At 48.1% G+C, this 22,436-nt stretch carries 20 protein-coding genes; 8 read left to right on the forward strand and 12 right to left on the reverse strand.

Annotated features, from left to right (window positions below; all coding sequences use genetic code 11):
• The first annotated feature begins 319 nt into the window (after positions 1-319).
• Together G9U52_RS40070 and G9U52_RS17120 are read left to right on the forward strand one after the other, a co-directional pair.
• Positions 320-439 (forward strand): DUF6254 family protein, encoded by a 120-nt coding sequence (locus G9U52_RS40070; RefSeq protein ID WP_243767382.1) that lies wholly within the window; start codon positions 320-322, stop codon positions 437-439.
• A 299-nt stretch (positions 440-738) separates the two neighbouring features.
• Entirely contained in the window at positions 739-2,277 is a 1,539-nt protein-coding gene (locus tag G9U52_RS17120) for a Ppx/GppA phosphatase family protein (protein ID WP_166151678.1), read from the forward strand.
• A 43-nt stretch (positions 2,278-2,320) separates the two neighbouring features.
• Here G9U52_RS17120 and G9U52_RS17125 read toward each other — a convergent pair whose 3' ends face one another.
• The 7 genes from G9U52_RS17125 to G9U52_RS17155 all read right to left on the reverse strand — a co-directional run bounded on the left by G9U52_RS17125 (position 2,321) and on the right by G9U52_RS17155 (position 13,495).
• Complete coding sequence (locus G9U52_RS17125; RefSeq protein WP_375790259.1) at positions 2,321-4,408, reverse strand: RNA degradosome polyphosphate kinase; 2,088 nt, start codon at positions 4,406-4,408, stop codon at positions 2,321-2,323.
• Positions 4,409-4,549: 141 nt separating this feature from the next.
• Entirely contained in the window at positions 4,550-4,978 is a 429-nt protein-coding gene (locus tag G9U52_RS17130; protein ID WP_166151682.1) for an acyl-CoA thioesterase, read from the reverse strand.
• A 94-nt stretch (positions 4,979-5,072) separates the two neighbouring features.
• A complete protein-coding gene (gene pyk, locus G9U52_RS17135) occupies positions 5,073-6,830 on the reverse strand; it encodes a pyruvate kinase (RefSeq protein WP_166151684.1) in 1,758 nt (585 codons plus the stop codon).
• Positions 6,823-7,803 carry an acetyl-CoA carboxylase carboxyl transferase subunit alpha gene (gene accA / locus G9U52_RS17140; protein WP_166151686.1) on the reverse strand — a complete coding sequence of 327 codons (981 nt, stop codon included), beginning with the start codon at positions 7,801-7,803 and terminating at the stop codon, positions 6,823-6,825. Before accA ends, pyk begins: the two co-directional genes overlap by 8 nt.
• Positions 7,793-8,716 carry an acetyl-CoA carboxylase, carboxyltransferase subunit beta gene (gene accD, locus G9U52_RS17145; RefSeq protein WP_166151688.1) on the reverse strand — a complete coding sequence of 308 codons (924 nt, stop codon included), beginning with the start codon at positions 8,714-8,716 and terminating at the stop codon, positions 7,793-7,795. The genes accA and accD overlap by 11 nt, the downstream gene beginning before the upstream one ends.
• A 64-nt stretch (positions 8,717-8,780) precedes the next feature.
• A complete protein-coding gene (locus tag G9U52_RS17150) occupies positions 8,781-8,972 on the reverse strand; it encodes a glutamate decarboxylase (RefSeq protein WP_166151690.1) in 192 nt (63 codons plus the stop codon).
• A gap of 458 nt (positions 8,973-9,430) precedes the next feature.
• Positions 9,431-13,495, reverse strand: coding sequence for a DNA polymerase III subunit alpha (locus tag G9U52_RS17155; protein WP_166151692.1), 4,065 nt, complete (start codon positions 13,493-13,495; stop codon positions 9,431-9,433).
• A gap of 133 nt (positions 13,496-13,628) precedes the next feature.
• On the opposite strand from G9U52_RS17155, the gene G9U52_RS17160 reads away from it, so the two are divergent.
• Both G9U52_RS17160 and G9U52_RS17165 read left to right on the forward strand, forming a co-directional pair.
• Positions 13,629-13,961, forward strand: a complete 333-nt coding sequence (locus tag G9U52_RS17160; protein WP_166151694.1) for a YtrH family sporulation protein — start codon at positions 13,629-13,631, stop codon at positions 13,959-13,961.
• Positions 13,931-14,458: a sporulation membrane protein YtrI gene (locus G9U52_RS17165; RefSeq protein WP_243767383.1), complete on the forward strand. Its 528-nt coding sequence runs from the start codon at positions 13,931-13,933 to the stop codon at positions 14,456-14,458. Before G9U52_RS17160 ends, G9U52_RS17165 begins: the two co-directional genes overlap by 31 nt.
• Before the next feature lie 80 nt (positions 14,459-14,538).
• On the opposite strand, the gene G9U52_RS17170 is transcribed toward G9U52_RS17165, so the two are convergent.
• A complete protein-coding gene (locus G9U52_RS17170; RefSeq protein WP_166151696.1) occupies positions 14,539-15,369 on the reverse strand; it encodes a VOC family protein in 831 nt (276 codons plus the stop codon).
• A gap of 103 nt (positions 15,370-15,472) precedes the next feature.
• Between G9U52_RS17170 and G9U52_RS17175 the strand changes: the two genes are divergently transcribed.
• Entirely contained in the window at positions 15,473-15,952 is a 480-nt protein-coding gene (locus G9U52_RS17175; protein ID WP_166151698.1) for a hypothetical protein, read from the forward strand.
• A 44-nt stretch (positions 15,953-15,996) separates the two neighbouring features.
• Here the strand turns inward: G9U52_RS17175 and G9U52_RS17180 are convergent, their stop codons facing one another.
• Together G9U52_RS17180 and G9U52_RS17185 are read right to left on the reverse strand one after the other, a co-directional pair.
• Positions 15,997-17,952 (reverse strand): ATP-dependent DNA helicase, encoded by a 1,956-nt coding sequence (locus G9U52_RS17180; protein WP_166151700.1) that lies wholly within the window; start codon positions 17,950-17,952, stop codon positions 15,997-15,999.
• A gap of 27 nt (positions 17,953-17,979) precedes the next feature.
• On the reverse strand, positions 17,980-18,261 hold the full coding sequence (locus G9U52_RS17185; RefSeq protein ID WP_207953026.1) for a DUF1294 domain-containing protein: 282 nt from the start codon (positions 18,259-18,261) through the stop codon (positions 17,980-17,982).
• Positions 18,262-18,396: 135 nt separating this feature from the next.
• Between G9U52_RS17185 and G9U52_RS17190 the strand changes: the two genes are divergently transcribed.
• Positions 18,397-18,684, forward strand: a complete 288-nt coding sequence (locus G9U52_RS17190; RefSeq protein WP_166151702.1) for a YtpI family protein — start codon at positions 18,397-18,399, stop codon at positions 18,682-18,684.
• 38 nt (positions 18,685-18,722) lie between these two features.
• Here G9U52_RS17190 and G9U52_RS17195 read toward each other — a convergent pair whose 3' ends face one another.
• Positions 18,723-20,066, reverse strand: coding sequence for a DRTGG domain-containing protein (locus tag G9U52_RS17195; protein ID WP_166151713.1), 1,344 nt, complete (start codon positions 20,064-20,066; stop codon positions 18,723-18,725).
• Between the two features lie 144 nt (positions 20,067-20,210).
• On the opposite strand from G9U52_RS17195, the gene G9U52_RS17200 reads away from it, so the two are divergent.
• On the forward strand, positions 20,211-20,546 hold the full coding sequence (locus G9U52_RS17200) for a hypothetical protein (RefSeq protein ID WP_166151715.1): 336 nt from the start codon (positions 20,211-20,213) through the stop codon (positions 20,544-20,546).
• 146 nt (positions 20,547-20,692) lie between these two features.
• Here the strand turns inward: G9U52_RS17200 and G9U52_RS17205 are convergent, their stop codons facing one another.
• On the reverse strand, positions 20,693-20,971 hold the full coding sequence (locus tag G9U52_RS17205) for a hypothetical protein (protein ID WP_243767384.1): 279 nt from the start codon (positions 20,969-20,971) through the stop codon (positions 20,693-20,695).
• Positions 20,972-21,136: 165 nt separating this feature from the next.
• Between G9U52_RS17205 and G9U52_RS17210 the strand changes: the two genes are divergently transcribed.
• Positions 21,137-22,378, forward strand: coding sequence for a S8 family peptidase (locus tag G9U52_RS17210; RefSeq protein ID WP_243767385.1), 1,242 nt, complete (start codon positions 21,137-21,139; stop codon positions 22,376-22,378).
• Positions 22,379-22,436: the final 58 nt, after the last annotated feature.

Below are 22,436 nucleotides of genomic sequence, written 5' to 3' on the forward strand. Positions count from 1 at the left end.
TGGTACTACTGCCTTGAACCTCATTTGAAAACTTAGGTCTCACCAACATTAACACTATGCAGTACGGGTACTACCATAACGTCTCTGGGGCACATCCCCTCGCTTCTATTTGGATTCTAACAACTTCCCAAGATTGTTCGTTGAATAGCTCAACGGAACCACACCTCTCTTTTCACCGTTAAATATAGTATGGCTATCACGATGTGATTTTATACATGTATTTATTCGAGTGCTTGACCATAGTGAGTATATAATATTTATAAAATTCACAAACTAAATAAGCAACACCTATCCCAAATAAAGGAGTGTGTATATAGCGATGAGCACATCAAAGCGCCGTGAAGAAAATCAACGGAAAATTCGCAAGCAAACACAAAAGCCCCACGGAAAAATTAAATCGCTGGCGGAACACTCTGACGAATACGATGCGGGAAAGTAATTAAAGCTGTACTTTTGCCCAGCGTTCTGAAATTATCGTGTGGAAACATTTTCTGGCCCTCATAAACACAAAAAACCCTCGATCCTGATGAAGGAGAGAGGGTTATACCTCTAAATATCTAAACTTCCCCCCAGCAGTATTAGTCTAGCCTAACACTTCCCTATGCTCGTTTTCCTTTTAACACAATCATCAAAATTGTTTCTTAGCGACGATCAAAATTATACTTAAAGGTTTGCGTAAGGAGCATTCGGTGGTAAAATGAAGCTTGTTTGCAATCATTCAACGCTACGGGGGCTATCATGCATAATAATCGCAGAATCGGTATTGTCGATATTGGTTCCAATTCGATTCGGCTTGTTATTTACGAGCTTAACCCCCAGCAGGCTTATCGAGTTATTGGTGAGTTCAAAAAATCTGCGCGGTTAAGCCAAAGAATCGGAACGGATAATATACTTCACGCACCGGATATACGGGACATCGTAATTATTTTAAATCAATTTAAATTGATTTGCCAAGCACATCAGGTTACAGAAATTCGCGCCGCGGCAACCGCAGCCATCCGCAATGCGGTCAACGCCCAGGAAATTATCGACCAGCTAGTCCGGGATAGCGGAATCTTTGTTGAGCTTCTATCCGGCCAGGATGAAGCCTTGGTTGGCTTTCTGGGCATGAGCAATTCGCTGGATATTGAGGATGGCATCCTTGTCGATATTGGCGGCGGCAGCACAGAGGTTAGTGTGTTTCGCAATAGCAAGCTGGAGCAAAGCGTCTCTTTCCCTTTTGGAGCTGTTAACACTACAAAGCGATTTTCGCCTAATGGCATTTTTAGTGAAGAACTGTTGAAAAATATCAGGCTTATGGTAGTAAATGCGATTGCGGAGGAGCCGTGGATAGGGCAAAATCCGGACCTGCCCTTGATCGGAATGGGCGGGACGATTCGCAGCCTATGTAAAATTAGCCAAAAGAGACGGAAATATTCGTTGCCGCTTACTCACAATTACAAGATAGACACGGACGAAATGGATATGTTGATGAAGTGGCTGCCGTCGCTTTCAGCGGAGAAAAGGAAAAAGGTTGATGGCTTGTCCAAAGACCGCCACGATATTATTGTTCCGGGGATCATTATCCTGGAAACAATTTTTCAAGCAGCACGCTGCAGCCATTATGTAATTAGTGGAGCGGGTCTTCGGGATGGGCTTTTCCGCGAAAAATATTTGTCCAGTCTTACTAATGACAGCCATAGCATCTTGGAGCAAAGCACCAACAACCTGCTGGGGCTGCACTCCACTGCACCCTCCGAGCATTTGGCACAAGTCGCACGCCATGCCGTTGCGCTATTTGATGCCCTGCAGGATACGCATAAATATGATGCCAGAATGCGCCTATGCCTGCACACATCCAGCTTGCTCTATCGAATTGGGGTTTCGATGAACTATTACCAGTTCGCCAAGCATTCGTTTTACCTGATAGCCCATTCCCGTTTGGATGGACTGAGCCATCGGGAAATTTTGTTATGCGCTTGTATAGCGTCCTATAAAACTAAAGGCCGAGTCCACCAAATCTACAACCAGTACCCTGATATTTTGTTGGAGTCGGACGTCGACATGATCACGAAGCTGGGGACGTTGCTGCAATTGGCGGTGGCTTTGGATGCATCGGAAACGCAGGCGATTCCAGTCATTTCAGCAAAAAGCGATGGTGGGCAATTAAGCATACGTGCTGAAACCCAAATCGACCACTCTGCTGAACGCAAAGAGGTCGATGAAATCCAAAAGGATTTTATGAAAGCATGGACGATGAAATTTTCATTTCAAACCAATCAAATTTCAAACCAATGAATTTCAAACCAAAGAAGCTTCTGAAATCCCTCAGGGCTACGCTCTATAGGGGGCGGTGCGTTTTCTTCCAGGATTTGATTTTCATGGCTTCAAATTGGCTTCGGATCCGCGGAGAATCATTAACCACTCGGGTATACATGCTATTGGATTGCAGCTTGCGGGCCTTGACATTATCGTTAAGGCTTAGCTCCAATATGCGGATTAACGATTTGCGTAAATCCTTGTCAAACACCGGACAGATCAGCTCAATCCGCTTCATTAAATTCCTCGTCATCCAATCAGCGCTGGATAGGTAGACCTCTTCGTCCCCCCCATTGGCAAAATAAATAATTCGGGAATGCTCCAAAAAGCGGTCCACGATACTGATCACAGTAATGTTTTCACTCAAACCCTCAACACCCGGACGCAGACAGCAAATCCCGCGGACAATCAGGTCAATTTTGACACCCGCTTTGGAGGCTTCATATAGCTCATCAATCATTTCCTGATTCGAAACCGAGTTGAGCTTGGCAATAATATGTGCCGGCTTTCCTTCAGAGGCATGCTTCGCTTCACGGCGAATTTTCTCGAATAGCTTGTCCTTCATGTCTGTAGGGGCAACGCCAAAGGCTTTCCAGTTATGCGGTGCGGAATACCCCGTAACCTCGTTGAAAAGGGCAGACGCATCCTCACCAATAATAGGATGCGAAGTGAACAAGCCGATGTCCGTATACAGCTTCGCTGTGCTGTCATTGTAATTGCCAGTGCCCACATGCACATAACGGCGTAAGCCCTCAGGCTCCTGGCGGACAACCAGCGTTATTTTGGCATGCGTTTTTAAACCTACAAGCCCATAAACCACATGGCAGCCCGCTTGCTCCAGCTTTCTGGCCCAGGCAATATTACGCTCTTCATCAAACCGCGCTTTTAATTCAACGACCACAGTAACCTGCTTGCCTGATTCCGCCGCGCGCGCCAGCGCCTGAATCAAGGGGGAATTTCCGCTAACGCGATAAAGTGTCATTTTGATCGCAAGGACATCGGCGTCATAAGCAGCCTGGACAATAAAATCGGTTACGGCATCAAATGATTCATAAGGATGATACAGTAAAATATCCTGCTGTTTGAGCTTTTCGAAAATCTCTTCAACTTCCAGCAATTCAACAGGGTATTTGGGCTCGATTGGCTTATATTTTAGATGCTCAAAGCCTTTAAGTACGCCTGACAGCCTCATCAGAAAACTTAAATCCAAGGGACCGTCGATCTCCATAATGTTTTCGGCAACCTCGAATTCTTCCTGTAATCGACCCAGTGCATAAGGATGAATACCCTTCTGGACCTCAAGGCGCACGGCTGTCCCCCAACGCCGACGGCGAAGCTCTTTCTCAATCTCCTCAAGCAGATCCTCGGCGCCTTCCTCATTCAGTGTCAGATCCGCATTACGCGTTAAGCGGAAGCCATGCACGGCTTGCGGTGTGTAGCCAGAGAATAAGGTTTGAATATGGTGCTCGATTAAATTTTCCAGCAATACAAATTCATGCTTTTTACTATTCGAACGTGCGGGAACCTCGATCATGCGGGCCAGATTAGAAGGAACCTGGACGATAGCAAAATAAGGCTCTTCCTCCGGGTCATCCGTTTCCTTGCTTAAGACAACAGCCAAATAAACCGCTTGCGTATGAACTAAAGGAAACGGCCGGCTTTGATCAACTGCCATCGGCGTCAGCACAGGAAATACAATTTCATGAAAATAAATGTCCATCGCTTTTCGCTGGCTCATATTCAAATCTTCATAATCCGTAAATAAAATGCCCTCTTTGGCAAGCTGTCGGGAAACATCCCGATATGATTTGTATTGTTCATTCACCATTTTGGATGCACGCTTGGTAATTCGTTTGAATAAACCTGCTGGTGTGTATCCGGTGAAGTCTTTTTTGATATAACCTGCTTTGATCTGGTCTTTAATGCCTGCAACCCTTACACTCATATACTCATCCAGGTTGCTTGAAACGATAGAAAGAAACTTGGCCCTCTCCAGCAAAGGCATCTCCGTGTCCTGCGCTTCCTCCAAAACTCGCAAATTAAATTCAAGCCAGCTTAAGTCGCGGTTTATGTAATTCGATGAAGCTTCTTTGTCTCTAGGCGCCGCCATCTCTGCCATATTGTTGCGTTACCTCCAAGGATTGACTCAAATTTAAAATGAAAACAAGCAGCTTTCGCGCAATTTCTGTTTCATTCTTCTATTTTCATCCTAGCTCGACTTTGTAATCAGAAGATGCGACTTTTGTTAATTTTATGTAAACTGTTGAGAATTGTCCTGGATCAAGGTATATAGCGCCGGTGCTGCTCGATCAATACGTGAAAGCTTCCACTCCCGATTCAACCAAACATGGTTCGTCGAACCGCTCACTAGCAACTGCTCTCCACGGTGAATCTCCGAGTTAAATTGAATGCGCACATGCGTATATGTGGCAATTTGGGTGCGAATCGTAATAAGATCATCATAGCGGGCCGGAAGCTTAAATTGCATTTGCAGATCAATTAATGGCAATAACAAGCCCATCTCCTCGATGGAACGATAGGTCATGCCTAAGGAGCGGATTAATTCGGTACGCCCAATTTCAAACCAATTGACATAGTTCACATGATAGACAACACCCATTTGATCGGTTTCTTGATAGCGTACCCTTATATGATGCTCGAACCACGCAGACTCTTTCATAATAAGCCCCCTTATATAGGAATCAGGTAGTTAACCCAAAAAAGAGCGAAGCCGATATAGAGAATCGAGTTCACTCTTATGTGGACAAGCTTGTTTAAAGAATGTGTGCACGACCTGAGTAGATTACGCCAACTTCTGGGTAAATAGACACTTCGGTGCCATCTTTAATAAGCTCCAGAACCCGGTCTACGCCTACCACTACTGTTTTGCTTAGCGAGATGCCAACTACTGCCGCGTGAGAGGTAATCCCACCTGTTTCGGTTATAATCGCGCAAGCCTTTTCGATTGCAGGCATATAATCCTTGTCCGTTGTAGTAGTAACCAGAATACAACCTTCTACCGCCTTGGCGTTAGCTTCCTCAGCACTTCTGGCTGTAACTACCTTGCCTGAGGCGATTTGTGTACCAATCCCTTGGCCTTTAGCGATCATTTCACCAATTTGGTGAACTTTAATTAAGTTCGTAGTTCCTGAGCGGCCTACAGGCACACCCGCCGTAATAACAACAATATCACCAAGGCTAACAAGCCCTGCTTTCAAGCTGCTGTCTACCGCATGGTCGAATAATTCATCGGTAGTGGTACAATATTCACCTTTAAGTGGAATAACGCCCCATACCAAGGACAGTCTGCGAAGCACGTAGTCAATCGGAGTCACCGCGATAATCGGCGCTTTCGGGCGGTATTTCGATACCATACGTGCGGTGTAGCCACTTTCCGTTGAGGTCAAAATCGCTTTCGCTTCCAAATCCAGCGCCGAATTGGCAACCGCTTGGGAAATTGCCTCGGTTACTGTCTTCTGCTGGGCATTGCTTTGGCGAATGAAAATTTCACGATGCTCCAATGCACTTTCCGCGCGCTCCGAGATTCTTGCCATCATCAGTACGGACTCTACAGGGTATTTTCCGGCAGCAGTTTCACCCGAAAGCATAACTGCATCTGTACCATCAAAAATCGCGTTTGCCACGTCGCTTGCTTCTGCACGGGTAGGTCGTGGATTGCGTTGCATGGAATCCAGCATCATCGTTGCTGTAATTACCGGCTTGCCGGCTTGATTACATTTTTTAATCATCGCTTTTTGGACAATCGGCACGTCCTCGGCCGGGATTTCTACGCCAAGATCACCACGTGCTACCATCAATCCATCCGATACCTCAAGAATTTCGTCCAAATTATCGACGCCTTCTTGATTTTCAATCTTCGAAATAATTTGAATATGTGTAGCATTGTGGCGTTCGAGAATTTCGCGGATTTCAATAACGTCGCTTGCTTTGCGCACGAAAGAAGCTGCGATGAAATCAACGCCTTGCTCGATACCGAAAATAATATCGTTGGCATCCTTTTGGGTAATGCCCGGAAGGTTGATTTTAACGCCTGGGACGTTAACACCTTTTTTGCCGCCCAACAAACCGCCATTCACAATCCGGCATTGGATTTCAGTAAACGATTTCTCCACAACCTCCAAGCCAATAAGGCCGTCATCAATCAAAATCGTCGAACCCACTCTTACGTCTCTTGGCAAATCTGCATACGTGATATGCACACGATTGGCATCGCCAATAATTTCTTCTGTGGTTAAAGTAATAAATTGATCCTGTACCAGCTCAACCTTTTGGTCGTCCTTCAGCTTGCCCGTACGAATCTCCGGTCCTTTGGTATCCAACAAAATCGCAACGGTTTTATTCAATTCCTTGGCGGCTTGGCGGACGTTAATGATCCGGTTCCCGTGCTCTTCAAAATCACCATGTGAAAAATTAAGGCGGCAAACGTTCATGCCCGCATTAATCAGTTTTTTAAACATGTCCAGCGATTCACTCACAGGACCAATGGTACATACAATTTTCGTTTTACGCATGATTATGATTACCCTCCTGAATATAAGTAAAGCGACCGATTTTTCTAAATTTGTTATATCGGTCTTCCACTAACTCTTTCTTTGATAGCACAGCTAATTCCTGCAAATGTTTTATTAAGGTTTGTTTAACGATATCCGCAGTAGAAGCTACGTTGCGGTGGGCGCCCCCACGGGGCTCGGGGATAATCTCATCGATTACACCTAAGCGCAAAATATGGTCAGCCGTAATCTTCATCGCCGCCGCAGCTTCACCTGCCCGTGTTGCATCCTTATACAGGATGGAGGAAGCGGCTTCCGGCGTGCTAACGGAATAAATCGCGTTCTCCAACATCAATACCCGGTTGCCTACACCTAAAGCAAGCGCACCTCCGCTGCCGCCTTCGCCGATCACCACGCACAAGATGGGCACACCAAAGCCAGCCATCTCCATCAGGTTTCTGGCAATAGCCTCCCCTTGCCCCCGCTCTTCAGCCGCACTGCCTGGATATGCGCCTGGCGTGTCGATAAAAGTAATGATTGGGCGATTGAACTTGTTCGCTTGCTTCATTAACCGCAAACCTTTGCGCAAGCCATCTGGATGTGGCATCCCAAAGTGGCGAGCAATATTATCCTTCGTATCCTTACCCTTCTGGTGGCCGATTACGGTTACAGGAATCCCGTTCAAACGTGCTAACCCACCCACAACAGCCAGGTCATCGCCATACAGACGGTCTCCGTGCAGCTCCATAAAATCGGTAAAAATATGCTGGATATAATCAAGCGTCGTAGGACGCTGAGGATGACGTGCCAACTGCATTTTCTCAGCTGTCGACATCCCGCTGTAGAGCTCTGTTGCCAATTGCTCATAACGGCTCTCCAAGCGGGCTATCTCCTCGGACAGATCCATCTGCTTGTCTGCTCCTAGCTTGCGCAGCATCTCAATATTATTTCTCAGCTCCAGCAATGGCTGTTCAAAGGGCATTTCAGCTGCCATGGGCCACATCCCCCTTTACCACATGCAGATCCAGCAGGCGGACCAGCGTGTTCTTAATGTCCTTGCGTACCACAACCATATCCACTTGTCCGTGGCTCAAGTTAAACTCGGCTGTCTGAAAATTATCAGGCAGCTTCTGGCGGATTGTTTGTTCAATAACGCGTCGTCCGGTAAATCCAAAAGCCGCTCCTGGCTCGGCAATAATATAATCGCCTAACATCGCATAGCTTGCGGATACCCCTCCAAAGGTTGGATCTGTAATAACAGACACAAACAAGCCACCTTGTTCATTCATTTGCGCCAAGGCAGCACTCGTTTTGGCCATCTGCATCAGGCTGAGGATACTCTCTTGCATCCGTGCCCCACCCGAGGTAGAGAAGATAATAATCGGATACTTCTTCTGCATCGCGTGCTCAATAGCCGAGGTTACCTTTTCCCCCACGACTGAGCCCAGCGATCCGCCCATAAAATCAAAGCTCATCACAGCAGCAACAACCGGAAATCCACCAATCGTTCCTTCGCCTGTAATGACAGCATCATTCATGCCTGTTGTTTCTATAGCTTTACGGTATTTACTGGCATACTCAGGAAATTCGAGCGGATCCTCGGATATCATCTCACTGTCATACTCAAAAAAGCGGCCTTCATCCATAACCATCTGAATGCGTTCAACCGCACTTAATTTGAAATGGTATCCACAGGAGTTGCATACCTTTAGATTTTTTTCTAATTCCTTCGAAAATTGAATCGAAGCACACTTCGGGCATTTGGTCATGATCCCTTCGGGAATCTCCCGTCTTGGCTTGTCTTCTGCAATAATTTCACCGTTCTCGCCAACCCGATTCGATGTTCGCTCAACACCGGGAATGGTCGCGTACTTTCTTTTCTTCTGAAACAGATCCTTGAATGGCACGGCTACACCTCACTTGCTGTTGTTGTTCATATGCAACCCATGTAAGCTCATGTAAGCTTTGGCTTTATGGTCGATGCAAAATGGAATTTAATACATCCTGAACCTCTTCCACTTCACCTTCTGGGACTACAATCTCAAATTGGTTCTTAGTCATATTGATTGCCCGAACTTGAACAAGAAAGCCCTCTTCCGTCAGCTTTTCCCTAATCCGCTCTGCAATTTTGGGTGTTGGTGCAATATAAATAACGGTCCACATGAAAAAAGACCTCCCGAACATAATGCACTAATGATATCATACCTTCTCTTTTTATCGCAAGAAAGGCGAAAAAATAGTTATAGAGGATTAATACCCTCATATTCGGAACTGATCGGAGGGGCATGGGGCATGGATGGAGAAGATGATTGAGCGGGAAAAATTTACGTTAATTCTTTCGAAAATCTCTATTTCGAAGAAATAAATGGAAAAAATACCGTTAATTTGAACCGAATGGACTCAAAGCTGAAAAGCAGGCGATTTTAGCTGGATTTTTCCAGTTACCTTCTTTTTGCCAGAGTTTCAGCGCAATTAGCGATAGTTTTTCCCTGTAATTTGAAAACAAGTATACTGGTGCTGATCCGACTGGATACGAGGCAACATTCAAGAATAGGTTAGTTTGTGATGTATCTGGGCGATAACTGAGATGCTTGTCTGGTGCAGGATAGTCTGCTAATTATTCACTTTACTTTCGCTGTATCCTTACCCAGCAGCCCTTCAATCGCTTGGATCAGCTTCTCGGAAGGCTTGACCTTAAATTGGTCGTTAAGGCTTAACATTTTTTGGCTTTTCTCGTAGTACAGCAGTACGGAGAGTGGCCCCTCATGCTGGACAAGCAGCTGCTTTAAGCTGGTTAATATATCAGGCTTCTCATGTAAAGGAGAAATTTTGATATATACCCGCTGGCTGCGGTCAGTTGCAGGCACCTCTGCCTTGCCGACTGTAGACCGGCTTGGGGTGGAAGCCAGCTGGTTCCCTTGGGCTTCTGTTGGACGTGCCGGTGAGTGCTCCGCTGCGCTTCTAGCCGAGTCGTTGCGCTTGCCTGAACCTCCCGCTGCGCTAAGGCCACCTGCGCTTCCTGCAACGCTGTGCTCGCTCAGGCTGCCACCTGCGCTGCGCTGACCTGTACTTGCGGCTGCGCTGCGTTCACTCAAGCTTCTAGCCATGCTGCGCTCACCCGCCTTGTTCTCGCCTGTCGTGTTAGGGCCACCAACGCTTCCTGCCGTGCTGCGTTCGCCTGCATTCCCTGCTGCGCTGCGCCCGCCTGTGCTCCTAGACGCAGGGCTGCTGGCCTTCGCCGCTGCACCGCCTCGGCTTGCGGCAGGCAAGCGGCGTGCCGCATTTTGCAGCAGGTTTGGGTCATTCAAAGCGTAGACTTGCTCCGCAAGCAGTTTAACTTCTTCATCGCCCTGCTGCAGCTTTGCTTTAATCAGTATCGGGTTACCCTTCTGGACAAGAGGAGCGTATTGCTTCCATACTTCTGGAAACAGTACAACCTCCACCTTGGACACACGATCCTCCAGCTCCATGAAGGCCATGGGTTTGCCATTTTTAGTAACAATTGTTTTGTTAGATAGCACCAAGCCTGCGGCCATAACCTCGCTATGATCTGGCATTTCCGGTAGAAAATGCAGCAAATCAATATCAAGCTTGCGCAGCACCTCCTCGTAATCATCAAGAGGGCTACCGGAAATGTACAACCCTAACAGCTCACGTTCATGCTCCAGCTGCTGCGTCATTGTATAAGGCGTAATCTGCGGGTATTCGACATCCCAGTTTACATCCTCAACAAAACCAAACAGGTGAAGCTGGAGGTCATCGCGCTCTTTGCGCCATTTGAGGGCAGCATTGATCGTATCCTCCAGCATCGCAAGCTGTTGGGCGCGGTGCCCAGGCAAGGAGCCTGTTGCGCCGCCTTGAATCAGCGATTCCAGCACCCGCTTATTGCAGACACGTAAATCCACCCGGCGGCACAAGTCAATCAAGCTCTCAAAAGGACCTTCGGTGCTTCGGCGTACCTGCATAATGGATTCTATCGCATGGGTGCCTACGTTTTTGATTGCGGCAAGCCCGAAGCGAATCGCATTAAAGTTCAAGGATGCGGTTTGCGACTGTGAAGGATCTAAATACGTATTTGCTATGGTCACCCCTTCAGGGCCAATAGCGTCTCTGGAAGCGTCCTCAGCCAATGTACCTTCTATGGCTGCTCCCTCTTCCTGAGCATTCACGGCCTCGAAAGGATCTGCCACGCCAGCCGCTTTGGCAGCATCGCCAGCTTCAGCAGGCTGCACGGCAGGCGTGAACACCACGCCGCTTTCGTTGACGTCCGGCGGCAAGACGGCAATGCCCATCCGGCGGCACTCATCGACATATTCTGCCACCTTGTTATGGTTGCCCATGACAGCGGTCAGCATGGACGCCATAAACTGCACGGGATAATGGGCTTTTAGGTAGGCGGTTTGGAACGCCAATACACCATAAGCGGTAGCATGTGCCCGCGGAAAGCCATAATCGGCGAAACGGACGATCATATCGTAGACCTTGTTCGCCTCGGCTTCGCTGTAGTTGAGCGACAGGCTGCCTTTAACAAAATGTGCGCGCTCCTCATCGAGCACCTCGCGTTTCTTTTTGCTTACAGCCCTGCGCAGCAGATCCGCTTCACCTAAGCTAAAGCCCGCCATTTTTGATGCAATTTGCATAATTTGCTCTTGGTACACGATGATACCATACGTATCACGAAGAATAGGTTCCAGCTCCAGATGCGGGTATTCTACTTCGATTTCGCCGTGCTTGCCTTGGATAAATCGTGGAATAAATTCCATCGGCCCTGGGCGGTACAACGCTCCTACCGATATGATATCCTCAAATTCGGAGGGACGCAGATCCCTCAGTACCCGTCGCATACCTGGTGACTCTAATTGAAAAACACCAGTGGTATCGCCGCGTTTGAGCAGTTCGTAGGTATGTGGATCATCCATATCAATTTTATGAAAATCGATGGTTCGTCCGGTCTGCTCCTTGATCCAAAGTAACGTCCGTTCGATAATCGATAAGGTTCGCAGTCCTAAGAAATCCATTTTAAGCAGCCCGATTGCTTCCAGATGCTCCATCGAATATTGTGTTAAGGCCGTTTGCTCATTCCCCTCCTGGAGGGGCACATATTGGGTGAGCGGCTCACGTGAAATGACCACACCTGCGGCGTGGGTTGATGCATGGCGGGGCATCCCCTCAACCTTCATCGCAAGTTCCAGCAGCTCCGCCGTCTTGGGCTGCTTCGCTACAAGCGACTTCAGATCGGGATTTTGCTCAACTGCCTCCGCAAGCGTCATGCCTAGCTGATGGGGAATCATTTTCGCAGCGCGGTCAACCTCACTATAGGGCAGGTTCAGCACCCGCCCCACGTCGCGAATAGCAGCTTTGGCGGCCATCGTCCCGAAGGTAATGATTTGCGCAACATGCGCTGTCCCATACTTGGCAACCACGTATTCAATCACTTCATCGCGCCGCAGATCGCTGAAATCGATATCAATATCCGGCATCGAGACGCGCTCTGGATTCAAAAACCGTTCAAACAACAGCCGATAACGGATCGGATCAACATCCGTAATACGCAGCACATAAGCAACAAGGCTACCGGCAGATGACCCGCGGCCAGGCCCTGTTACAATGTTCTTCTCATGGGCGAAGCGAATAAAATCCCAAACAATCAGGAAATAATCTGAGAAGCCCATTCGCTCAATAACGGACAGCTCGTATACAAGGCGCTCCTCTACTTCCTTACGGTAGCTTGGATCGTTCCAAGAATCCGTGTCCTTATAACGCATTCGCAGCCCTTGGGTACATAATTCGGCAAGATACGACCCTGCTGTCATATTGGCGGGAATCGGCTCGAATTGAGGCAGGATGGATCGGCCGAATTCGATCTCTAGCTTGCAGCGCTCTGCCACTACCAACGTGTTGAGAATCGCTTGCGGCACATGAGGAAACAGCCTGTTCATTTCCTCGGCGCTCTTCAAATAGAGCTGGCTCGACTGCATGCGCAGACGATCCTTGTCTTCTACGGTTTTGCCTGTGCCAATGCATATTAGAATGTCTTGCATGACATGGTCCGGCTCTCGTACATAATGCACATCATTGGTCGCGATTAACGGAATACCCGTATCCTCACTGAGCTTCAGCATGCTTTGCATCACTTTTTTCTGCTCCATCAAGCCATGGTCCTGCAGCTCCAGAAAAAAATCCTCGCCGAATATCGCCTGATAACGCAAGGCCGCTTCCTTTGCTTGCTCGTAGCGGTCGTTCAGCAGATGCTGGGAAACCTCGCTGCCCAGGCATGAGCTCGTACAAATAAGCCCTTCTGAATACTGCGCCAAATGAAGCGGATCGATCCGTGGTTTATAGTGATGCCCTTGCAGGTGACCGATTGAGCATAGCTTCATCAGATTCTGGTAGCCCACCTGATTTTTGGCAAGCAATATTAAATGATAGATGGGCTGCTCCTTGCGTGTGCCTTTATCACGAAGTGAGCCCGCTGTATAGTAAACTTCGCAGCCGATAATTGGGTTAATCCCGTGCTGCTTGCATGCTTTATAAAAAGGAATAGCTCCGTACATAACACCATGGTCAGTTAGGGCAAGCGACTTCATCCCTAATGCTGCTGCTTGTCCAACTAAATCGTTGATGCGTGCCGCGCCATCCAGTAAGCTGTATTCGCTATGCACATGCAGATGGACAAAACCACTCATCTGCCCCGCCCCCTTAAATAGTCCGAGTCCCTATATTCTTTTATTTTATCATAATACGAACACGTGTACCATACAATTTATAATAGAAGAAAAGTGGACTTGCATGCAAATGTAGGAGAGGGCGAGAGGCGAAATGGCGAGTTTTTTAACGAAATGTGTGATGGATTTCTTTATTTCATTTGGAGTAGTTCTCGGGGGAACCATGCTTGGCGGAATCGCTGCCACACTTGTCTTGGAGCCACCAACCACAAGAATGCTGATCATTTCCGAGCAAATTAAAATATGGGCGGTTGTAGCTGCAGTAGGCGGCACGATCGATCCCCTCCGCTTCATCGAGAGCAATCTGACCGAAGGCTATATTTCCCCAGCCCTTAAACAGATCCTGTACATCGTATTCGCCTTCATCGGGGCGCAGATGGGCACTACGTTGGTCCAATGGATATGCAAAGGAGGCAGCAGCAGTTGAAGGTGCCCCCTTATGAACAATTTAGCGGTATGCTCCAAGCAACGGGTTTGCTCATCGCTGGCATGATTATCGGCAGTGCTTTATTTTTGGGCATCTACCATCACCACCTCAACAGCACGCTTATTTATAACCGTGAGCTTCAGGATGCAAATGAGCAGCTTCTCCAGGACAATAGCTCCTACAGGTCCAACAAAAATGTACAAAGCCGAATCAATCGCTTGGATGTTGTTATTGAGTCCGGTGTAGCCGAGCCCTTGGACAAACTGGTGGAACAAGAACTTGAACGGCGCATACGTAATGACCTCAATGTGATCAAAGGGCAAAGGATTAGCAGCTTCAGCGAATCGCCCCATCTGTTCCAAGCTCTTATCGCTCAAAAAACGTATCATAATGTTCTGGACAAGGATTACTCCGTGCATGTGACTACCATGGTGCTGGTGCAGACGGAATTGAAGGTGTGGGTGACCGCCAAGGAATGGAAGCGAAGCCCAACTTAGGCTTACGACTCCGTAGCTGGCCTCTTGTCCCCTGTTATCATGGGGCACCTTTAGACGCACAAGATTTAGAAAAAGGTTTTCTAATTATTGGAAAACGCATCCTTAGCCCTAGACAATGGCAAATTCAACATCGCGGGCAGGGTCTGCGCGAACTGCGTAGGAACCAAGCGAAAGTGGTAGCCATTAAAGGCAAAATGCAGCGCTCCTTCCGTGCACTCGAGATCGTCAAGCATATGCTCGATCCCCTGCTTCTCCAGCAAAGTACGAACATGCTCAATAAACCGCTGGTCCGATACACCAAAGCTTACGACCATCCGAGGTGGCAAAGCCATCATCGCAATAGGTACCCACCTTCTATGTATAGAGGTGACAATCGCATGGGCGGTTCCACTTATAACAAAATTAAACGTATCCGTTTCTTTTATCGTTTGGAGCTGGAGTGTGCTTTTTAACCATTCTCTAAATCCCACTACGTCCTCCACAGGTAAGCCAATTTCACGTAAATACATCACCTTCAACACACCGCGCGGCGGAAGAATGCCTTCTTTAATATAATGATGAGCAATGATTTCCAGCAAATTTCCATCGCTATCCCGGAAGTAAATATTTTTACCTGTTTCGAATTCGTCAATTTCTCGGCTGTCCGGCCATCGCAATAAACAAACTCCTGCATTCCTAAGTGCATCCACACTACAATCAAATTCCGAGAATGGCACCTCAAAAGCGATATGCGCCGGAGAAAGCGGCTCGTTGACCTCTGTAAATGACAAAGTAAAATGCTCGGTCGGTTGAAAGCTAATTTCATGATCCGATTCTGATACCACGGGAAATTGCAGCTGCCCTTGGTAAAATTGCTTTATTGCCTGCTTGGAAACCGTATTCAATTGTAGCCCCGCAAAATGAGTGATCATATAAACCCGCCCTTTGAGTTTCAATTTGTTAGGCTGATCCTGATGTTTCCGTCCCGAATGTGTTATAATCACTACCACAATAATTAACTTATGGAGGTAGTGTATGCTTACTTTTGAACAAAAGCTAGAGGTATTGGAATCATTCCCTGAGCTGCAGCGCAATAATGTATCGATGGGTCGCGTTAATTTTCATTATGAGGATAGTGGCTTTGATAAAAAAAACGTCGCCTATCATCTTCATCCCAATGGTAACGGTTATGTATATGGAGGTCGGCTGCACGATTATGAAACGGATGATAAAGGGTTTGTGAACATTCGTGAATATAGCGCCGAGGAGCTTCGTGCTTTGGTTGCCAAGTCGATTCAGTCACTTACTGTCAAAAGGTCGAACAAGCCCCTCGCCAGCAGCGAAGGCGTGCAGGAGGAGCTATGGACCGGACCTAATAACGAATCGTTGCTTGTCAAATATGAAGACGAGCTTTGGTATATTTATGCAGGCGTGAACCTAGAGTCTGCGTTTGAAACCTATGAAGAAGCCGAGCAGTATTGTGAGGAGGAAGGCTTCTCGAAGGCTCAGGACTAACGACCAAGCCCTGTGGGATCAAGTCCGGCATAAAGCCTAACCACTTAATCCAGCGAATCCTTAAGCTGCACGCCAGCTGGCAGGATCGCTTCGATATGCTCCCGCACCGCTGGCTGCCCTTCCTGCTCGACACTGAGGATAGCGACGATGCCGCTATCCCCATGGGTGCGGATCAACCGTCCCATGCCTTGTCGAAGGCGCAGCAGCATGTAGGGAAGATCCACTTCCTCAAAGGGAGCAGCAGACGCATTGCGCTTTGCCATAAATACCGGATCTTGCGGAGGAAACGGCAACGACCAAATAATTACATTGGATAGTGATGGACCGGGCACATCAAGCCCCTCCCACAAAGTAACCGCGCATAGCACGCTTTGTTCATCACGCTGAAACGCCGAAATCAGATGGCTGATTTCTTGGTCGCCTTCGAATAGAAACCGCAGCTCAGAGAGGGCTGGGTACAGCTCCATTTCTTTTTTAAACTGCCGCAGCTCTTCTTTAGTCGGGAATAACAGCAAGGCTTTACCTTGCGTCCGCTCCAGAAGCTGCGCAGTAAACTGCATTTTCTCCGTAAACGTTCCCCCTTCGTTCCACTTGGGAGCCACCGCTTGCATTTGCTTCGCATAATCATAGGGCGAGGCGACAGAGAAGGACAAATACTGCTCAACTCCAAGGCTTTCGCTCACATAATCGAAGGAGCCTTCAACAGACAAAGTTGCCGACGAGAAAACAATCGGGATTTTGCTGGATTTAAACACCTGCTCACGCAGCACTTCCTTGACCGTGCGAGGCATAATGGAAAGAGTAAGCCCATCTTTGCTATCCGTAACCCAGCAAATTAAACCATCAGCTTGCTCGAACAGCAGCAATGCCCTCTGCAGCATCTCCAAATGCTCTTCGACAATACGTAGCTGGTAATCATTTAAGGTGTACATTTCGCTTTCAAAAACAAGCTCCTCCTCAATCGCTGTAAGCACACTGCGGAAGCGCTGCACCTCTTTGATCAGCCTGTTATTCAGAATGACCTGCTTGCGATCCGTGCCGGGAATGTCCCTGCTCTGGCGAGCCAGCACCTCAAACATCGTTTCGCTGCGCAAAATCGCTTCATCTATAAGCACAGCCAGTGTTTCGCGCACTTCTCCCTCAAGCAACCGGATAACCAGCTCTTCAAAGATCACATGCTTCAATTTAAACGTTAGCGCCTTTTGTCCAGCCGATTCCAGCAAATGCCCTTCATCGAACACAACTGCACAGTGGTCCGGCAATAACGGCAGCTGACCCTCCCGCTTCCTGCCCTCATAGGTCCATACATGCTCCATATAAAAGTCATGGGAGCAAATAATCAAATCGCCCGATTTGCGGTAATGCTCACGCGACAACGTCTGCCCACAACGATGCCGCTTCTCACAGGTGAAGCAATCCTGGAAGGAATCCCAGTTGATTTTTTCCCATTGGTCATCATTCATATGCGGGTAATGCTTCCTGTCGCCATAAGCTTCGAACGACTGCAGAGGCTTGTACGTATGAACGAACTCCGGCAGGCTCTCATAAATCTCCTGGAACAGGTCCGCCTCTTCGTCGCGGATTCTCGCATCCTCCAGCTTGACTAGACATACATATTTATCCGGCGACTTGCCTAAACGGGCATCAATTGCCAAGCTGAGATGCTGGGCCAGCTTCGCAATATCACCTTCTGGCTTCACTAGCTGCTCGATTAAGGACTCATCCGCACAGGCGATAACGGCCGGTTTACGCATATAACGTGCATAACAAATCGTGTACAGCAAATACACCAAGGTTTTGCCAGTACCCACACCTGCTTCTGCAAAAATCGTTTGTTTATCCGCAAATGCCCGTTCCAGCTGGAACGCCATATAAATCTGTTCGTCGCGAACCTCAAAGCCGGATTCCGGCAATATATCGTAAAATACATCTGCGATCCAGTCACCGGCCTGTTGGGTGAAGGACTGTTTGGGGTCATAAGTAAAAGGGTAACGCTCCACTATAGCTGTGCCTCCATAAAATAAATTCTAGTTCAAATAGGTGATCGCCAAATAAATAACACCCACATTCACAACAACTAGCAGCGGAATACCGATTGTGAAGGAACGGTGGTTGGTTTTATGGCGCCAAACCCTCATACCGATCCATGAGCCTATCGCTCCACCAAGTAAAGCGATCATGAAGAGCTGGCGCTCGGACACACGCCGCCGCCTTTTCTTGGCGTATTGCTTATCTTGGCCCATACGGATAAAGCCTATTACATTCATGATGATAAGGATGATCGCAAGTATGACATATAGGTTATTCATTCGAACCTCCAATTTAAGGCCATTTTGTTATCACTTCAACAATGAACCCTGAATGAAATGGGTCTATTCGTTGCTTTTCAGAAGAAAAATCGTTACATTTGTAACAACGATAACAATAAAGGATGTGCGGCTCTCATGCAAACGATTCAAACTATTTTATTTGCGCTTTTAGTTGTAACCTTGGTTATGTCCGTTTATTATAGCTTCCGCTCACGTAAACAAATCGATCCAAAGCTACGGGGTATCTATAGCTCAAGAACGAATATCATGATGGGCCTGATGCTGATTATTATCGCGATTACGCAGCTCTTCTTTTTTACCGATTCCAATACCCGCCGTGTATTTGGCGTGATCTGCTTCCTGCTTGGCGCCTTCAATCTATTCGCAGGCTTGCGCAACCACTCTCATTTTAATCGGCAATAAGGCAAGCTGCAAGCCTTCAAGCTGTATCTCCTGTATGCCTAAGCCTGGTCGATAAATTGGGCAGTCAGCATCGCCTTGGCGACGAGGGTGTTCGTATTTCGATGATAAATCGCCACATCGATTTTCCCGAATTTACGGCTGACTTCGATTATTTTCGGCAAAATATCGATTTCACTCTCGATCTGCACAGGCTTCACGAAATAGGAGGACATATTGTCCATTACCAAATCGCCCTTTTTTATACCCTGTACGACATGGTAAGCGGCTTGTGTCATCAATATCGTCAATACGCCCTCCGAGACTGTACCGAGTTGGTTCGTCATCTGCGGCGTGATCGCACCCCGAAATACCGGCTGCCCCTCTTTATTCCGTTCTTCTGCAAAGCCCGCCCAAATTAAGTCTTCAAAGGTTTCGCCGTTCTGCGGCTGCCGTTGAATATGCTGCATCGCCTTCAGCACGTCCTTACGGCTAATAACAGCCATCAGCTTGCGGTTAGCATCAATGATCGGGAGCAGATCAATCCCTTCCCACACCATCATGTGGGCAGCGGTAGCCACCGAGGTATTCGGTGTGGCCGTGACTGGATTGCGCGTCATCAGCTTGTCCATCGTTTGCTCAGGCTCCGCGCCGATTAAATCCTTCGAGGTAATCATGCCCAACACACGGTTCCATTCATCAACTACCGGAAAGCGGCTATGCCCTGCCTGTTCATGCAGGCGTTGCCAATCCTTTAACGTGTGATGGCTTTTCAAGGCAATGACCTCCATGGACGGAGGCACGATATCTTCGATGAGTAATATTTTTTTCTTAATCAGCCTGTCATAAATGGCACGATTAATCATGGAAGCTACGGTGAAGGTATCATAGCTGCTCGAAATAATCGGAAGCTCCAGCTGGTTTGCGAGCTTTGTCACCTCTTCACTAGTACCGAATCCACCCGTTATTAATACGCCGGCGCCCTGCTCTAAAGCGCAAATATGGGCTTTACTGCGGTTACCCACGATCAGCAGGCTGCCCGGATCAATATAACGCATCATCGCATCCTGCTGCATAGCGCCGATCACAAATTTATTCAATGTTTTTTGCAAGCCGCCAAGCCCGCCCAACACTTCGCCGTCCACCATATTAACGACCTCGGCAAACGTCAGCTTGTCGATATTGTCACGCAGCTTTTTCTCCACACGAACCGTCCCGACACGCTCTTTGGTACTGACCAAGCCCAAATTATCGGCTTCCTTAATCGCCCGGTATGCCGTGCCTTCGCTGACGGCGAGCTTTTCGGCTATTTTTCGCACAGAAATTTTCGTGCCGATTTTCAAGCTTTCAATATACTTCAATATTTGTTCATGCTTGGTTGCCGATTCCTGTGCGGTATGCTCCATAACTGTACCACCATTCTTATTTTATCTGTATTAGTCTGTACGACCTATTATATACGTTCTTCGCTATAAAAAATAGTGGGCATTCCGCGAACCAAATCTAGGCTAACGCATAGGATGAAGTAAACACTTGGAGGTGCTCAACCGATGTACAATCAACCCGCAGTCGTCCAAACGGCCCCTAAAGAAGCGATTTACAAAATGGATCCGGCTATGGTCCAATCGCTTCACAACATGAAGCAGCAAATTCATGGCCTTTGCCAGGAGCATATGAATCGCCCGGTACGCGTGCAAACCATCCACGGCCAAACCTTTGAAGGGCATATTGTCCATATTGACGCAGTCATTATGTATTTGAAGCCCATGCAGGGCCACGTACGGAGCTTCTTCAATCCCATAGGCGCGTTCGGGCAGCAAGCCGCTTTTAATAACATTATTTTGCCATTGGTGCTGTATGAGCTGCTAGTCATTTCCTTGCTGTAGTGAGCGATTGCCTGGTAACTCCAGTAAAGGTAAAGGTTCGCAAGCTTTACTTATATACCAAAACGCAAAAGAACCGAACAGCCCAAAGGGCATGTTCGGTTCTTTTGCGTCTGGAATGACTACGGGGAAGCCGGCATCACCCAGCCTTATTTTTTAAATTGCATCAGCTTGCGGCGACCCAGCACCAGCTGCTCCAGCTGCCAGCTTTTCATTTTTTTGACCCGTGAGAGCTCCTGCTTCTTCTGCTCATCTACCCCAATCAGCTCATACAGATGCGCGGCAACAATCATTAAGGCAAACAGCACCCAAACTACACCAAAAACCGTTGGCAGCGTCAAGCCCGACCGCAGGTCTAGCCTGGGGACGGCAAAAAATAACATGCCCAGCGCCAAACCCATGTACATCATTGACTTTATCCCTTTCAAGCAAGCATCCCTCCGCTTCGTTATTCCATCTCATGTTCCATTTTTAAAAAAGCTCGTACCCTATAGCCTATGAGGCTTACCGGAAAATTAGCCCAAAAATAAGCGGAATAATAGAATAAAATGGAATTTCTGCATATTTTGATGGCAAAGGAGATGCATATTCATTTGAAAAAACACCGAAAGCTAACCAAGTCGCTCTACCATGCCGCTTGCCAATGCGAACGCTCGAAGAAGCAAAAAACCGTACGCGTCATTGTCCGCTTCTCAGGCTCCCATCACAAACAACAGGTGGCATCCCTCAAACGAAAGCTGGATAAAAGTAAGCACCATTTCAAGGAAAAAAGCCGTCTTCGCCTCATTGGCTCATGGGTAGCCCATGTTTCACCCGATTGCCTGGAAACCATTTGCTCACATAAAAGTGTCGCTAAGGTCGTGCTTGACCGCAAAAACCGCATAAATCTAGACATAGCCACACCTGCTGTAGGCGCGGCTGCCGTCCGGCAAAGCGGGACGACTGGACGCGGGGTCACTGTAGCCGTGCTCGATACGGGAGTAGCACCTCATCCTGATTTGGTTAAGCCTACGAATCGGATTAAGGCATTTAAGGATTTTGTCAACAATCGCACAAGTCCTTATGACGACAATGGCCACGGCACACATGTAGCAGGAGATGTAGCAGGCAATGGTTATTCCAGCAAGGGCAAATATAGAGGGGCAGCGCCTGGGGCAACCATCGTTGGCGTCAAGGTACTTGACCAGCAAGGAAGCGGCTTCGATTCAACAATTATTAGAGGTATCGAATGGTGCGTCAATAACCGGCGAAGGCTTGGCATCCGCGTCTTGAATTTATCGCTCGGTAAAGAAGCGTTGGAGCGCTGCAGCAACGATCCGTTGTGCCAAGCTGTGGGCAAAGCCGTCCGCGCCGGCCTCGTCGTTACGGTGTCCGCCGGCAATCATGGCCCCGGTAGGGGAACGATTGATTCACCGGGCATAAGCCCATCGGCTATTACCGTTGGCGCAACCGACGACCGGAATACTGTCCGTGAATCCGATGACCGGATCGCAGCATTTTCCAGCCGCGGACCTGCCATTGGCGGCTTATTGAAGCCAGATCTGATAGCTCCCGGCGTCAATATTATTTCGCTGCGGGCCGATGGCTCAGAGCTTGACCGCACGCTGCCCAAGAACAGGGTGGGCAGGCGTTATTTCCGCTTATCGGGCACCAGCTTCTCCGCCCCGATTACCGCGGGCTCTGCGGCTCTGCTACTGCAAAAGCAGCCCCGCTTAACACCTTCGCAGGTAAAAGGCTTGCTCAAGCGCAATGCCTTCTCCTTGAAGCTGCCAGCGAACACGCAAGGGGTCGGCGAGCTGAATATGCGCTTTGCCGCTTCCAGGGCGAAGCGCTGAAGCCGTGGACGACGGAAGGTTGGCCGCTTTCCCCTTCCGTTCCACCCCATCATCAGCT

This window comes from Paenibacillus agricola (assembly GCF_011440305.1).
Lineage (GTDB): Bacteria > Bacillota > Bacilli > Paenibacillales > NBRC-103111 > Paenibacillus_S > Paenibacillus_S agricola.